The sequence below is a fragment of the Kaistella antarctica genome, assembly GCF_900109615.1.
Classification (GTDB): domain Bacteria; phylum Bacteroidota; class Bacteroidia; order Flavobacteriales; family Weeksellaceae; genus Kaistella; species Kaistella antarctica.
In genome coordinates, this window is record NZ_FOIX01000002.1 from 834,162 (window position 1) to 849,265 (window position 15,104).

Below are 15,104 nucleotides of genomic sequence, written 5' to 3' on the forward strand. Positions count from 1 at the left end.
AGTCAATATAATAAAGAAAAAAACACGCTCGACAGCGTGTTTTTTTTGATGTTATTGAGATTTAATAACTGATTTTTCTTCTTGTAATTTCCTTTTAGTCACTTTCTTATAAGTATAGGCACACATTAAAATACTGAATTCATACAGTAAAAGCAGTGGAAACGCAGCCATTAACATACTTAGAACGTCGGCAGGAGTTATAATTGCAGCTACGACCATGATTAAAACGATGGCATGTCTGCGATAAGTTCGCATAAATTGTGGCGTGAGAATTCCGATCAAGGTCAAGAAATAAACAATCACTGGAAACAGGAAAATAACACCCATTCCTAAAACAATCTGTAGAAAGAGCGTTGTATAATCACTTAAATCAAAAAGTTGAGTAATGGAATCTGAAACTTTGAAAAGTAATCCGAAGTTAATAGCGAACGGAAGTATTAAAAAGTAACCGCAAAGAATCCCGCATAGAAAAAGAATCCACACGAAATTGATTAACCAAACAGAATTTTTTCTTTCTTTCGGATGAAGCGCCGGAGAGATGAACCGCCATAATTCCCAAACTAAATAGGGAAATGCTGCGACAATTCCTCCGAAGATAGAAACAGCCATCATCACGTTAAACTGCTGAAATAATTTCTTTTGCTGCACCGCAAAATGACCAGGAAGCGTGATGCTGTCATGTCCAATTAATTCTCGGGAGTAATGATTGACCACCCGAAAAGTAAAAAAATCATTTCTGGTCGGCCCGAAAAAAATGTTGTCCATAATCCAGTTGACATTAAATCCTACCACAACTGCACAGATTACAATCGCAATCATAGCGCGAAGCAAGTGTGCTCTTAATTCACCGATGTGTCCCCAAAAAGACATTTCTTTTTCTTCGCCCACGAAATTTGTTGTTTTTAAATTTTAGACTGACTGCTCTAAATAACAGTCAATGTTAATGAAGTTGCGAAATTAATTAATTATTAGGAATAATGTTCATATCAAATGAATTAAAAATCAATTGATTCCTTCATCTAAAAGGCGATGAATATCTATAATTCCAAAGTATTTGCCGTTGTCGGTTACGATTAATTGTCCGATGTTTTTGTTTTTTAAAATTTGCATCGCCTCTTTTGCCAAGCTGGTTTTGTCGACACTCTTCGGATTAAGGCTCATAATATCTTTAGCGATGAACTTTGATAAATCTTGTTCGCTCATCAACATTCTTCGTAAATCACCGTCGGTAATAACGCCAATAATTTCTTCTCCGTGCGTAACAACCGTAATTCCGTGTTTGGAGCTGCTCACCGAAATAATGATATCCCGCAAATTGGCATCTTCTGAAACTTGCGGTTTTTGTGGAGAAAGAAACTGATCAACTTTTGCGGTAAGATTTTTACCCAAACTTCCGCCTGGATGAAATTTGGCAAAATCGGTTTCTTTAAAACCATTCAGTTCCATTAAACAAACAGCTAAAGCATCGCCCAAAGCCATTTGAACTGTCGTCGAACTTGTTGGTGCTAATTTGATAGGACATGCTTCTTTCTCTACAAAAGTGTTAAGAACCACATCGCAATGTTCAGCGAGTTTGCTTTTTAAATTGCCCGTCATACCTATAAGATGTGATGAATATTCCTTTAGAAATGGAGCCAAAGTCACAATTTCTGGAGAGTTTCCCGAATTAGAAATACACAAAACAACATCTGTTTTTTGAATCACGCCTAAATCACCATGTATTGCTTCTGAAGCGTGTAGAAACTGAGACGGTGTACCTGTTGAGTTTAGGGTAGCAACCATTTTATTACCCACATGCGCAGATTTTCCGATTCCGACTATAATCAATTTGCCTTTGGCAGAATTTATAATTTGCAAGGCTTTCAAAAACTGATCGTCTAAACGGTTTTTAAGAAGTTCAAGTTCTGCAATTTCGATGGAGAGCGCATCTTTTGCAAGTTGAAGGATTTCCTGATTATTCATAAAGTGGGTAGGTCATTATTTTTAAGAAATGAGACAGTTTTAATCTGAAAATTTTTCGCAAACGTGAATATAGCTGGTGTATATCCTATAAAATACAAAAAAAATAAATTGAAACTTGTTAGAAAATAAATATCATTTTTTTTAAATGTGATAATTATTAATTAACTTTGGTTAATATGCAAATTTAGGAAAGAAATCTTAAAACATACCCCTAAATCTAAATTTTCAGGCAGAGTGAAAATGGCGATATTCTAGAAATAAATGCTGCGCAAAAAATTTCAATTTAAAGATGAATATAAAAAACACCGATTTATCTAAAGAACTTAAGAAGTATTTCGGTTTCTCAAAATTTAAAGGCCAACAAGAAGAAATTATAAAAACCCTGATGAAGGGCGATGATGTCTTTGTCTTAATGCCTACAGGCGGAGGTAAATCCTTATGCTATCAACTGCCAGCGCTGATTTCCGAAGGAACTGCCATTGTAGTTTCACCTTTAATTGCCTTGATGAAAAATCAGGTTGATGCCATTAATGGACTTTCATCGGTTGAAGGAATTGCGCATGTATTGAACTCCTCTCTCAACAAAACCCAGACGAAGCAGGTTTTTGATGACATTAGATCTGGCGTCACCAAGCTTTTGTATGTTGCTCCCGAATCTTTAATTAAAGAAGAATATCAGGAATTTCTACGGGAAGTAAAAATTTCGTTCGTCGCGATTGATGAGGCGCACTGTATTTCAGAATGGGGTCATGATTTCCGTCCAGAATATAGAAATTTAAAATCCATTATCGATAAAATTGCGGATGTTCCAGTTATTGCTTTAACGGCTACGGCGACGCCAAAAGTTCAGGACGATATTCAGAAAACTTTGGGGATGAGCAATGCGCTGGTTTTCAAGGAAAGTTTTAATCGTCCGAATCTTTATTATGAAGTAAGACCAAAAGTAAATATCGACCGGGAAATTGTTAAATTCATCAATGCCCGACGCGGTAAAACTGGGATTGTTTATTGTTTAAGTCGCCGGAAAGTGGAAGAGTTTGCCCAGGTTCTTCAGGTGAATGGGATTAATGCTTTGCCCTATCATGCTGGGTTAGATCAAAAAACCAGAGTCATGAATCAGGATAAATTCTTGATGGAAGATGCCGACGTGATCGTTGCGACTATTGCTTTCGGAATGGGCATCGATAAACCAGATGTACGTTTCGTCATTCATTATGATATTCCGAAATCTTTGGAAAGTTATTATCAGGAAACTGGTCGGGCGGGTAGAGATGGCGGCGAAGGTCATTGTCTTGCTTTTTACGATCCAAAAGATATTGAAAAATTAGAAAAATTCTTAGCGCAAAAACCAGTTTCTGAAAGGGAAATTGGCTTGCAGCTTTTAAATGAAGTCGTAGGTTATGTTGAAACTTCGATGAGTAGAAGACAATATATTCTTTATTATTTCGGAGAAATTTTTGATCCGGTAACTGGCGATGGCGCATTAATGTGTGACAACTCTGTTAATCCTCCAAAATTAAAAGATGCTTCCAAAGAATTAAGTTTAGTTCTTAAATTAGTTAAAGAACTGGAAGAGAAATTTAAAACCAAAGATTTAATATCAGTTATTGTTGGTAAAGAAAATCCGGTAACCAAATCTTATAAATTAGAAAACAATAAGCAGTTCGGCATCGGAAAAAAAGAAACTGAAAATTTCTGGAAATCTATTATCCGTCAAGCATCGGTCCAGAATTATTTGCAAAAAGATATCGAAACTTATGGTGTTTTAAAGTTAACTGAAAAGGGGAACAAAGCGCTTGCCTCAAAAAAGGACAGCGAGTTTTTCATCGCAGAGGATCGAGAATATAATTTGGAGCGAACCAAAGCAGATTCTGATAAAGTTCAAACGGATTCTGTCGGAGGTTTAGATGAAGTGCTTTTTGGTCAGCTCAAGGATTTGCGTAAAACGGTAGCCAAGAAAAGCGGAATTCCCCCGTACACGGTTTTTATGGATCCAAGTCTAGAAGATATGACCGTTCAATATCCGATTAACATTGAGGAAATTGGAAAAATATATGGAGTTGGTGAAGGGAAAGCTAAAAAATATGGAAAGGAATTCGCAGATTTTATTAAAAAATATGTCGAAGAAAATGAGATAGAAAGAACCCAAGATATGGTGATGAAAACGGTCGCCAACAAATCTAGCCACAAAGTTTTTATCATTCAAAGCACCGATAAAAAAATTGATTTAGAAGATATCGCCAAAGCCAAAAATATTTCCATGGATGAACTTCTGAAGGAGATGGAGCGAATCGTCTATCAGGGTACTAAACTCAATATCAATTATTATGTTGATGAAAATTTCGATGAAGATGTTGTGGAGGAATTCATGGAATTTATGGGTGGAAGTGAAAGCGATAGCATGAAGATTCTTCTGGCAGAATTTGGTGATGATTTAAGCGATGAAGAAGTAAGAATGTTGCGGATTAAATTCATTTCTGACGTCGCCAATTAAATTTTGAATGATGGGCAATTTAATTTTAGTAAATAAAAGAGAACTTATCAATTGGGTAAATCATCTTGATGATTTGGATATATTGTCGGAATTGATTGAAATTAAAAATAAAGATAAATCAATGCCATTAGATTCAGAATTTACACCAGAAAATAGTAATAAAGTAGACTTTGATGAGCAATTCGCTGCAGGAATGACTTCTGATGAATTATTGGAAAATATTACAGCTCATCTTGAGTCTATATCGTCGGACGAATCTTCTTCCATTGTTTCTGATATTCAATCTGAATATGTTGTTAAAGATGGCTTTGATGAAAGATTTGCGAAGGGAATCTCAAGTCAAGAAATGAGACGCAGAACAATTGAATATATCAGAAGTTTGCCTTGGAAAAAATAATTGTTTATAAAAAGGAATTTGAGATTCAAATCATTGAATTAATTGATATTCTGATTGCTCGCAAATATTTTACTTTTGAAGAATATGCGGTAGAGTACACGATTAAAATCTACGAATTTATAGAAAACAACATTAGTTTTCCTATTTCTAAAAACTGTCCAAAAAAATATCACAGATTCGGTAAAAAATTTTTAAAATACAAAGCCAACAACCGAACAACTTGGTATATTTTCTTTGATCAAAAAGGAAATCAGTTTCTCGTCAATCATATTCTAAATAACCATTCCCAAGACTTTCCGGAATTGTTGTAAATTCGCATTAACCTTGTCAAGGTCCCAAACCTTGGCAAGGATTTTTTTTAAAGCATGAAAAAAACTTCCATTATTTTTATTCTCCCAGACTTAGAAACGGGTGGTGCAGAGCGAATTGTAACTACAATTGCGAATCACTTACCACGCGAGAAATTTGAACCAAAAATCATGCTTTTGCGTAAGGAAGGTGGATATCTGGAATTTCTAAAAGAAGATGTAGAAATTATAGATTTGAAAACGCCCAGAATTCGCCATTCTTTAAAACCCATTTTAAAGGAAATTCGCAAAAGAAAACCAGATATAGTTTTTAGTGGTTTCGGTGAAGTCAATGCGTATTTGGCTTTGTTCATTAAGTTTTTTCCGAAGATAAAATTCATCGCCAGAGAAACTAATGTTGTTTCAAAACACGTTACCAGAAAGGAAATCCGATTCTTTTACAAGTTCTACAATAACTATGACAACATTATTTGCCAAAGTGATGATATGCTAAATGATCTGATTGAAAACTTTAAGATTATAAAAGAGAAACTGATTAAGATTAATAATCCGGTTGATTTTGAATTTATTAATGAGAAACTTTCGATCTCGCAAAAGCCTGAATCTTTTAAAGTAGATTTTAGAAATGTTGTTGCGATCGGAAATCTATCTTCCAGAAAGGGTTTTGATAATTTATTAAAAGTTTTCAGTTATTTAAAAAATGAAAAGATTCTGCTACATATTTTAGGGGATGGACGAGATCAAGAATTGCTTCATCAAGTGAAAAAAGATTTGGGATTAGAAAATGTCATCTTCCACGGACAGCAAAAAAATCCATATCAATTTTTGAAGTTCGCACATTTATTTATTTTGTCATCACGTTATGAAGGTTTTCCGAATGTTTTGTTGGAGGCAGGAGCGTGCGGAACTTATTCTCTAGCGAATAATTGTCCGGGTGGAATTACTGAAATTATCCAGCCTGGAATAAATGGTGAAATTTCTAATATTGAAAATCATGAGGAATTCGCTCGTAACATATTGCGGATTATCCATGATAATCACAATTCTGAAGCCATCAAAAATTCGATTTCTGCTCGGTTTTCAAAAGATTTTATTTTGAAGAAATATGAAGATGTTTTCTTGGAAATAGGCAATCAACCCTTTCAGCCTTCTAAAGGCTGAAAGGGTTTTGTAAACTCAATTTTACGTCGTAAATGTTTATATTCTCAAATATTTATGATTTTAATCATATCATAGATTTTATTTTTTGTAAACTTTTTTATTTTTTGAAATATTTATTTGGTTGATAATCATCGTTTTAACTTAAAATATTTGCAAACAATTTTTTATTAAAAGATACTTCTGTATATTTATTTCCTCAAAACAAATAATTATGGAAGCAAGGCTTTTAGCAAAAAAAACTAAGACTTACACGTACGATAAAGCAATCGAATCATCATTAAAATATTTCGAAGGTGATGATTTAGCCGCCAAAGTATGGGTGAGTAAATATGCCTTAAAAGATTCAGAAGGTAACATTTACGAGCAGAATCCGGACGATATGCATCACCGAATTGCTTCTGAAATTGCTCGTGTTGAAGCGAAATATCCCAACTCACTTTCGGAACAAAAAGTTTTCGATCTTATTAAAAAATTCAAATATATTATTCCACAAGGAAGTCCGATGACTGGAATTGGGAATGATTTTCAGATCGCTTCCCTTTCAAATTGTTTCGTCATTGGCAGCGGAACGCAAAGTGATTCCTACGGAAGCATTATGAAGATTGACGAAGAGCAAGTTCAGTTGATGAAACGCCGTGGTGGAGTAGGTCACGACTTATCTCATATTCGTCCCAAAGGTTCAGCGGTAAAGAATTCTGCGTTGACTTCAACGGGTTTGGTTCCTTTTATGGAAAGATATTCCAATTCCACGCGCGAAGTTGCACAAGATGGTAGGAGAGGAGCGTTGATGCTTTCTGTTTCCGTAAATCATCCGGACTCTGAAGATTTTGTTGATGCAAAATTGGAGCAGGGAAAAATTACAGGAGCCAATATTTCCGTGAGAATTGATGACGATTTTATGAAAGCCGTTGTCAATAAGGAAAATTATATACAGAAATATCCGATTCATAGTTCAAATCCTAAGTTTCAGAAGGAAATAAAATCGACTGATCTTTGGAATAAAATTATTCATAACGCCTGGAAATCTGCGGAACCAGGAATTCTTTTCTGGGACACGATTATCAATGAATCTTTGCCGGATTGTTACGCTGATTTCGGCTATGAAACAGTTTCCACCAATCCGTGTGGCGAAATTCCTTTGTGTCCGTATGATTCCTGCCGATTGTTGGCGGTGAATCTTTTCTCTTATGTGGAAAATCCGTTCACCAAAAAAGCGAAGTTTAATTTTGAATTATTCAAAGAGCACGTTGGTTATGCCCAAAGAATGATGGATGATATCATCGATCTGGAAATTGAAAAAATTGATGCGATTCTTCTTAAAATTGAATCTGATCCGGAAGGTGAGGAAATCAAAGCAACCGAGAAAAATCTTTGGACAAAAATCCGTCACAAAACAATTGAAGGTCGAAGAACTGGCGTTGGAATTACAGCAGAAGGCGATATGTTGGCTGCTTTAGGAATTCAATATGGAAGTAAAGAAGGAAACGAATTCTCAACATTGGTTCATAAAACTTTGGCTTTGGCGGCTTATCGTTCATCGGTAGAAATGGCGAAAGAAAGAGGAGCCTTTGCAATTTATGATGCTAAGAGAGAATCGAAAAACCCTTTCATTTTAAGAATGAAAGAAGCTGATCCGGAATTTTATGAAGATTTGAAAAAGTACGGAAGAAGAAATATTGCGTTATTGACGATCGCACCAACGGGAAGTACATCTTTAATGTCGCAAACTTCGTCTGGAATTGAACCTGTGTTTATGCCAGTTTATAAAAGACGAAGAAAAGTAAATCCGAATGATCAGGATATTCGTGTGGATTTTGTGGATGAAGTTGGGGATTTCTGGGAAGAATATTTGGTTTTTCACCACCGTTTCAAAGAATGGATGGAAGTCAATGGAATCGACACCGATAAAAATTATTCTCAAGAGGAACTGAATAAAATTATCGAGCAATCGCCTTATTACAAAGCGACTTCCAATGATGTGGATTGGTTAAGCAAAGTAGAAATGCAGGGTTCGATTCAGAAATGGGTGGATCATTCGATTTCGGTGACGATTAATGTTCCGAATGATGCGACGGAAGAATTGGTGAATCAACTCTACATCAAAGCGTGGGAAGTTGGTTGCAAAGGGGTAACGGTTTATCGTGATGGTTCGCGTTCCGGAGTTTTAATTTCTGCAGACGAGAAAAAAGAGGAGAAACCTGAAATGATTACATCAGTTTTTCCTACAAAAAGGCCGCACATTTTAGAAGCCGATGTGGTTCGTTTTCAAAATAATAAAGAAAAATGGATTGCATTTGTCGGTTTAATTGAAGGCAAACCTTATGAGATTTTTACCGGTTTAGCCGAAGATGAGGAAGGAATTTCCGTTCCACGTTGGGTCAATGATGGCGTGATTATTAAAAACCAGGATGAAAATGGAAAATCGCGATATGATTTCCAGTTTAAAAATCAGCGCGGTTATAAAACGACGATTGAAGGACTTTCGCACAAGTTCAAACCAGAATTCTGGAATTATGCAAAATTAATTTCCGGTACCTTAAGACATGGAATGCCGATTGAAAATGCGGTGGAATTGATCAACCGATTAGAACTTGATTCTGAATCCATCAACAACTGGAAAGCTGGCGTTGCGCGTGCTTTAAAACGCTACATCGCCGACGGAACTGAAGCCGCTGGAAAATGTTCCAGTTGTGGTTCTGACCAAGTGGTTTATCAGGAAGGTTGCTTGACTTGCAAGAATTGCGGGAATAGTAAGTGTGGGTAAAATAGTTAAATATGAATATATCAAATGATTTGTTTACCATCTATTGGAGCCAAGTAACTCTAATTGCTTTAGGTTTTGGGTACTTAATTAAACATTTTTTTGAAACCTATTCAAAGAAAAAACAAATTAGTTACACATTTTTTCAAGAGAGGAAGTTGAGCGCGTTGAAAAATTTCCTATAATGCTATTCTAGAATTGAATTAATGTGGGAGAGTTTGCCGATTTTCAAAGTTATAGATAATTCTATATCTACAAATCAACTTGATAATTTGATTTTTACAGAAGTCGACGAGTTTAAAAGAACATTACTAGAAGTTAAGATGTTCTTCAACGATTCAGAATATGAGGATTTTAATAAAATTCGCACAAATATTTTTGAGATTAATGGTTTCGTTAAAGACCAATATTTTAATTCTGCAAAAGAGGAGACTGCAATTGCTGTATCAAATAATTACCATGGTTTAATAAAGAAAATTTTTAAAGAAAATAATTTGTTAATTAATAAGATTTTAAATACAAACAGGAAAAATTTTAATTAAAATATCAATTATTTGATATGATTTTTTTGCAAAAGCAGTCACATTTAAGATGTTTTATTGTAGTTTCAATCCTATAACGGATGGAACCGAAGCCGCCGCAAAATGTTCGAATTGCGCTTCTAATAAAGTGGTTTATCAGGAAGGTTGCCTGACTTGCAAGAATTGTGGGAATAGTAAATGTGGCTAATTTATATTTAGAAATAATAACAGGCTGTTTCATTTTTGAGACAGTCTATTTTTTAATGATAGGTACAGCGGTTATTGTCACGAATATTCTACCCTAGCAATATTCGAATAACTTTGTCCGAATTATTTGGAGAAAAAGCAAACTGCATTAGATCTATTTCTTTAAAGATTTAAAACTGATATTGAATTTGGAGACCGCCATAATAATTTCGGGAGTTTCCGGGGTAATAATACCGCGGCGCCTTACCGCCAAAACCAACGGCATTGGTCAAAATACTTGAAGCGTATTTTTCGTCAAAAATGTTATTGATTCCAAAATAAATATTCGCTTCAGCTCCAGAAAAAATAGCCAATCTATAAGCAGCTTTTAAGTTAACTATCTGATAGGAATCGGTGCTGCCAATGTTGGAATCATTCAAATAAAGCGGTCCGACATTACGAGCATTGAGGTATAGATTTACACCAAAAGTTGTTTTAACATCCAGTCCGTAATTGAACGTAAAATCTGGAACGCCTGGAAGTTTATTACCCGAAAAATCGTCGTTCTCATTGATGAACGTGCGAAATTCAAAACGATTTACGGCTCCGTTAAAAAAGGGATTCACGCTGATCTTTTGCGTTAAATCAAACCGGTAATTTGCCAGAAATTCCAGACCGCGATGACTGGTTTTGCCTGCATTCACTCCAACATACTGGTCTTCTGCAACGCGCTGGGCCACTAATAAATTTTCTATTTCAATTTGATAGGCATTAATTTCTGTGTACAATTTATTTTTCAGCCAGTTTGCTTTAAAGCCGATTTCATAGTTCGTGCCGGTTTCGGGATTAAGATCTGTATTAATAGTTCGGTCCGGGGTTAAAGTTTCTGCAACAGTTGGTATAGAAAAACCTCTGCTGACCGAAGCATAAATATTTTTACCTTTTGCCAAGGCATAACTGGCGGCTAATCTTGGTGAAAATATCGGTTCAAATCTATAATCTCCATTCTGACTGGCAGCACCAGAATTAAAAAGATCGGTGAGATTGTAGGAGGTCGTATTAATATTAAAGCCCGTTTCCACTTTAAATTTTGAGTTGATATTAAAATTGATTTGTCCAAAGCCGTTCATGTAGGTCCGTTCCTGTTTGTTTTCACTGATCCTGTCGCCCTGAACGCTTCCCTGTCCTGGAAAATTTTTGTAGAGATTTTTAAAATTTCCGGTTTGAAACCATTCGGTGTAAAATTCACCACCAAAACTGAAGTCTGATTTAATTTTCCAGATTTCGGTACTCAATGCGAATTTCGTCCGCACGCCACTCGAAATTCTGTTTTCTTCCAAAATATCAAAAGGTCTCGGCTCATAACCAGCTCGAAAACTGACAAAGGCGCTGGTTGTATTTTGGAGTTTTGTAGTGAGAAACTGACTGTAAGAGAGACCAAATAATCCTCTGTCGTAAGACTCATAGCCTTCGGATTGTGCCCAGCTCAGGTCAGCAGAAGTGGGATTATTAACGAAATCATTATAATTAATAGAACTTGGAATAAAAGCTTTCAGTCGCGTGAAGTTGGCGAGATAGGTTAAATTGGACTTATCGGTGGTGATTACATTCCCATTGATCAGCAGCGACTGCTTGCTGACTTCACCATTATCTCTGAAGCCATCACTTGTTAAATTACTGAAAGTCGCAAACAGGGTAGAATTCGCCAGCGATAAAGCGGTTTCCGCCGTATATTTCTGCGTGTTGAAACTTCCCGCTTGCCCACTGATTTTTACGGTGCTTTTAGCAGGCAATTTAGTTTTTGGATAGAGATTGATGGATCCACCTAAACCTGCGCCAAAAATACTGGAAGTAGGCCCTTTGATAATTTCAATATGATCTAAACTTTTCGGATCAAAATCATCAAGGGTCAGTTCCCCTTCAGCTGTTGCCAGTGGAATACCATCAAAATAAGACTGAATACGGTTGGTGCTGTATTGAGATCGCGCTCCAATGCCTCGTATGTTAATTTTGTTGGTGTTGATCGCCCCTTGATTAATGAATAAGCCAGGTGCCATGCTCAAACTTTCTAAAATGGTAATGCCATCGGTGCGCTCAAAATCCTTTTGACCTACTAAACTCACTGCTGCCGCAATCTCTTGCAAATTTTGTGGGATCAGCGTACTTCTTAGAACAATCTCAGAGAGCGCTACCTCATTGCGTTTTAAATAAATTTTTTGACTGCCCGATTTATTTTCTAATCTGATTGCCAGATCGCGGTATCCAATTGATTTGATAATGAAAAGCGCCGGTAGAATTTGGTCCGAAACGTAGAAAAAACCATTTTCAGTTTTGGTTAATAACGAGTTATTATAAAAGATGTCAGCTTCAACAATTGCCTTCGTATCCGCCGCATCAACAAGTTGAAACCGGTGCTGTTGCGCCTGAGCTACGGATAGACCAAACATCAACAAAAGAAAGAAAGTAATCTGTGTTAAAAATTTCATGGTTTAGGTGGAGAGATGTTGAAGTTGATCCATTCAGTTTTTATTTATTTTTTGGGTCACTTTCTTGATAGATAAAAGTAAATATACAAACAATTTCAAACATTGTTTTCGTAGAATTATCTGCTACGTTAACTTGGTACAAAGAATGAGGATTACGGAATTTAAATCAAAAAAACATCCTCTACATGATGACATAAACTTATGATGTTCTTAAAAAAGATAGAATTATTTGTCCCCAACAAAGTACATTATTAAATTAGAGTTGAATAGTAAATATCTGCAGAATATTCTGTGTTTAAACCGAAGAATTGGTTTGTTTTTTTCGTAAAATATTGCTGCTATGACCAACTCGTTTATCGGGAAGGTTGCTTGGTGTATAAGAATTATCGGACTCGTAGGTGTGGGAAGAAAGGTCGCACGTAAATATTAGAAATTTAAAAATCCGCCCAACTTGATATTGTGGCGGATTTGCATTTAATCCTATTGATTGAAAGTTAACCAGCAATTTCAAATCAGACTTTCTCTCATCATTTGTGTAATAAAGATATCAGATTAAATTTGTTTCATTTTTTTTCTAATTTCAAAAATTTGCCGGAACATCTTCAAAGTAACCGTACAGGAAAATAAAAGAAATAGTATAAAGAGATAAATAATGTATCCCTTAATAGAAGTGTTTAAAACTAAAACATCTCGAGTGGCAATTTCAAAAAAATCTGTGAAAAATAGGATTGAGTACAGAGCGCCAAAAAATCCAACAGCTACCAGCATAAGTTTCAAAAATTTTTTCATCATTTGTGTTTATTGATAGGCCAAAAGTATTGCAAATCTGCGTGCTGAAAAAGGATATAGGTTACCACTTTCGTTATAATGGTAAAGGATGGTTGTTTGACTTGTTAGAATTGAGGGAATAGTAAGAGTTGTTACTACTGACTTTTTAATAAATACTTAAGGACAGTTTTATAAAGAGACAGAACATATTTATTTCCTTTTGTAATAAAATTAAAAAGTAAAGATCGCTCCGTAGAAGCGATCTATCTTTGTACAGAATCTTTTGTAAAGATTTCTTCATTTTCAAAAAAACTTGATTTCACATTTGAAACTTCCAGCGGTTTAACTTCCCATTTGTAAGCTTTCAATCTTAAACCATCGAACTTATCTTTGTTGGGTGAATATCCAAGATCGCCATTTTCGAAAAATTTAGAGGCATTTTCTAAGGTTTCGAAAATGGAGTTCTCATTAAATACTTTTGTTTCAGTAGCATCAATGGATGTTTCGGTATCGTCTGAACTTTTAAAGTCGATGTGATAATTTCCGTTTTCTTCTTGTACGTTGAATTTCGCGAGATAATGTTTGCCAGGAAATAGTCGACCGCCAACAAATGCATTTAATTTTAGAGAAGTGTCTCGGCGTGGAATGTAAACGCCCGATTTTGTTTCCCCATTTTCGTCCCATTCAACGGCAATTCTGTGCGCGCCATTTTCTGAATTGACGCCGATAAAGTCTGGAAATCCTTTTGGTTTAATATCTTTTAATCTGATTAAACAAATTCCTACAATGGCTTTGTCTTTATAAATTTTTGGTCGAAAAGGAAATGGAATTATTTTTTCCACCGATTTCGGATCAGCGGTAAAGTTGATTAAAATTCTTCTGTCGATGTAGCCGTGGATTGTGGGGATTTTCATATACTCATTATGTTCATTCGAGAGAATTATAAATCATTAGTAGAAATTCTTTCATTTTTAATATTTACATTTTTTCTTTATAAAAGTATTGATTATATTAGATATAGGTAGAAGAGAATCAAAACTTCTATTTAAAAATTAAGATGCAAAATCTTAAAGTAGGTGATAAATTTTATCACAACAAAAACCAAGTAACAATTATTGAAATTCTTAAAAATGGAATTGTTAAAGTGCTTGGTTATGAAAATGGGAAACCTCATAATTATGAAGTTCCCATCTTAGATTTGAAAAATGAATTAGAGAAAGTAGAAGTCTTCTTCTTTTAATTCAAATTAGAACTTGTGTGAAAAGTTCTAAAGCAAATGTACTACTGTATATTGAAGCCACAAAATTTTGTGGCTTTTTATAAATCTTTTAATTAGTAGGAAAATATTTAATTAATATTACTCACATTTGTTTTGATACGGAATTGAATGATGTTCAACAGATCATTCTCAATTTAATGTTGCCAACATCTTCCACCACCTTTGACTTTTCGTCTACAGCTTCCACCTTTTTTAGTTAGAGCACCACAAAGTCCACTTTCATTCGTCATATATTCTGTTTGAATAGGCGTAGCAGCTTTCCTAATTGGTTTTACTGTCTGCATTATAGGTTGTATTTTTGTTATTGCAACCTTTTGATTATTTTGAGAGTTTAAATTATTGGCAGTTTTATATTCCCATTTATAATTATCATAAAGTATAACTCTAGATTTCTTATTTAGTTTTGCTACGCCTATAATTATTTTCATCGAATCTGATTTAGCAATACTATCATTAATGGTTTTCTTCAAACTATCTTTTATTTTATTTAGTTCGACTTTATTGGAATATAGCTTTGAACGTTCTTGAACACAAGAAATTGAACTTAAAGTAATCACAATAAGAAAAATAAAATTTGGAATTTTCATTTCGATTTGATAAGGTTAATTTGATGATTATTAATATTCAAATATACCAATAATTCATACTTTATTTCACAAACTTCATTTTTAGATTCCAATCGTAAATAGCCCTGATGTTCTATGTTATTTTGCAAATTATTTAGGTTAAAATTTTTAAGTTTTTCTGATAATCTTGTTGATATGCAATTTTGTTTTTCACC

13 protein-coding genes are annotated in these 15,104 nt (G+C 34.8%); 7 read left to right on the forward strand and 6 right to left on the reverse strand.

Annotated elements, in window-relative coordinates:
- Positions 1-51: 51 nt before the first annotated feature.
- Positions 52-888: a twin-arginine translocase subunit TatC gene (tatC, locus tag BMX49_RS08495; protein ID WP_177169189.1), complete on the reverse strand. Its 837-nt coding sequence runs from the start codon at positions 886-888 to the stop codon at positions 52-54.
- 114 nt (positions 889-1,002) lie between these two features.
- Complete coding sequence (locus BMX49_RS08500) at positions 1,003-1,962, reverse strand: KpsF/GutQ family sugar-phosphate isomerase (RefSeq protein ID WP_034715968.1); 960 nt, start codon at positions 1,960-1,962, stop codon at positions 1,003-1,005.
- A gap of 289 nt (positions 1,963-2,251) precedes the next feature.
- Between BMX49_RS08500 and recQ the strand changes: the two genes are divergently transcribed.
- The 6 genes from recQ (at position 2,252) to BMX49_RS08530 (ending at position 9,625) form a co-directional block, all read left to right on the forward strand.
- Complete coding sequence (recQ, locus tag BMX49_RS08505; RefSeq protein WP_034715966.1) at positions 2,252-4,456, forward strand: DNA helicase RecQ; 2,205 nt, start codon at positions 2,252-2,254, stop codon at positions 4,454-4,456.
- A 10-nt stretch (positions 4,457-4,466) separates the two neighbouring features.
- A complete protein-coding gene (locus tag BMX49_RS08510) occupies positions 4,467-4,853 on the forward strand; it encodes a hypothetical protein (protein WP_034715964.1) in 387 nt (128 codons plus the stop codon).
- Positions 4,841-5,164 (forward strand): hypothetical protein, encoded by a 324-nt coding sequence (locus BMX49_RS08515; protein WP_034715962.1) that lies wholly within the window; start codon positions 4,841-4,843, stop codon positions 5,162-5,164. Before BMX49_RS08510 ends, BMX49_RS08515 begins: the two co-directional genes overlap by 13 nt.
- Before the next feature lie 54 nt (positions 5,165-5,218).
- Positions 5,219-6,322: a glycosyltransferase gene (locus BMX49_RS08520; protein ID WP_034715960.1), complete on the forward strand. Its 1,104-nt coding sequence runs from the start codon at positions 5,219-5,221 to the stop codon at positions 6,320-6,322.
- 211 nt (positions 6,323-6,533) lie between these two features.
- Positions 6,534-9,086 carry an adenosylcobalamin-dependent ribonucleoside-diphosphate reductase gene (locus tag BMX49_RS08525; RefSeq protein WP_034715958.1) on the forward strand — a complete coding sequence of 851 codons (2,553 nt, stop codon included), beginning with the start codon at positions 6,534-6,536 and terminating at the stop codon, positions 9,084-9,086.
- A gap of 203 nt (positions 9,087-9,289) precedes the next feature.
- On the forward strand, positions 9,290-9,625 hold the full coding sequence (locus BMX49_RS08530) for a hypothetical protein (protein WP_034715956.1): 336 nt from the start codon (positions 9,290-9,292) through the stop codon (positions 9,623-9,625).
- Between the two features lie 356 nt (positions 9,626-9,981).
- Here the strand turns inward: BMX49_RS08530 and BMX49_RS08535 are convergent, their stop codons facing one another.
- Positions 9,982-12,276, reverse strand: coding sequence for a TonB-dependent receptor family protein (locus BMX49_RS08535; RefSeq protein ID WP_034715954.1), 2,295 nt, complete (start codon positions 12,274-12,276; stop codon positions 9,982-9,984).
- Positions 12,277-13,307: 1,031 nt separating this feature from the next.
- Complete coding sequence (locus BMX49_RS08545) at positions 13,308-13,958, reverse strand: DUF2071 domain-containing protein (RefSeq protein ID WP_081864318.1); 651 nt, start codon at positions 13,956-13,958, stop codon at positions 13,308-13,310.
- A 143-nt stretch (positions 13,959-14,101) separates the two neighbouring features.
- Between BMX49_RS08545 and BMX49_RS08550 the strand changes: the two genes are divergently transcribed.
- Positions 14,102-14,284 carry a hypothetical protein gene (locus BMX49_RS08550; protein WP_034715950.1) on the forward strand — a complete coding sequence of 61 codons (183 nt, stop codon included), beginning with the start codon at positions 14,102-14,104 and terminating at the stop codon, positions 14,282-14,284.
- Positions 14,285-14,457: 173 nt separating this feature from the next.
- Here the strand turns inward: BMX49_RS08550 and BMX49_RS08555 are convergent, their stop codons facing one another.
- Together BMX49_RS08555 and BMX49_RS14775 are read right to left on the reverse strand one after the other, a co-directional pair.
- Positions 14,458-14,910 carry a hypothetical protein gene (locus BMX49_RS08555; RefSeq protein ID WP_034715948.1) on the reverse strand — a complete coding sequence of 151 codons (453 nt, stop codon included), beginning with the start codon at positions 14,908-14,910 and terminating at the stop codon, positions 14,458-14,460.
- Positions 14,907-15,104, reverse strand: a 198-nt coding sequence (locus BMX49_RS14775; RefSeq protein WP_221404839.1) for a hypothetical protein, incomplete at its 5' end; no start/stop codon positions are given. The genes BMX49_RS14775 and BMX49_RS08555, both read right to left, overlap by 4 nt.

Excerpts from the sequence above, each read along its gene's own strand:
- BMX49_RS08500 (WP_034715968.1), bottom strand. The coding sequence starts at position 1,962 with ATGAATAATCAGGAAATCCTTCAACTTGCAAAAGATGCGCTCTCCATC.
- recQ (WP_034715966.1), top strand. The coding sequence starts at position 2,252 with ATGAATATAAAAAACACCGATTTATCTAAAGAACTTAAGAAGTATTTC.
- BMX49_RS08510 (WP_034715964.1), top strand. The coding sequence starts at position 4,467 with ATGGGCAATTTAATTTTAGTAAATAAAAGAGAACTTATCAATTGGGTA.
- BMX49_RS08520 (WP_034715960.1), top strand. The coding sequence starts at position 5,219 with ATGAAAAAAACTTCCATTATTTTTATTCTCCCAGACTTAGAAACGGGT.
- BMX49_RS08525 (WP_034715958.1), top strand. The coding sequence starts at position 6,534 with ATGGAAGCAAGGCTTTTAGCAAAAAAAACTAAGACTTACACGTACGAT.
- BMX49_RS08530 (WP_034715956.1), top strand. The coding sequence starts at position 9,290 with ATGTGGGAGAGTTTGCCGATTTTCAAAGTTATAGATAATTCTATATCT.
- BMX49_RS08535 (WP_034715954.1), bottom strand. The coding sequence starts at position 12,276 with ATGAAATTTTTAACACAGATTACTTTCTTTCTTTTGTTGATGTTTGGT.
- BMX49_RS08545 (WP_081864318.1), bottom strand. The coding sequence starts at position 13,958 with ATGAAAATCCCCACAATCCACGGCTACATCGACAGAAGAATTTTAATC.
- BMX49_RS08550 (WP_034715950.1), top strand. The coding sequence starts at position 14,102 with ATGCAAAATCTTAAAGTAGGTGATAAATTTTATCACAACAAAAACCAA.
- BMX49_RS08555 (WP_034715948.1), bottom strand. The coding sequence starts at position 14,910 with ATGAAAATTCCAAATTTTATTTTTCTTATTGTGATTACTTTAAGTTCA.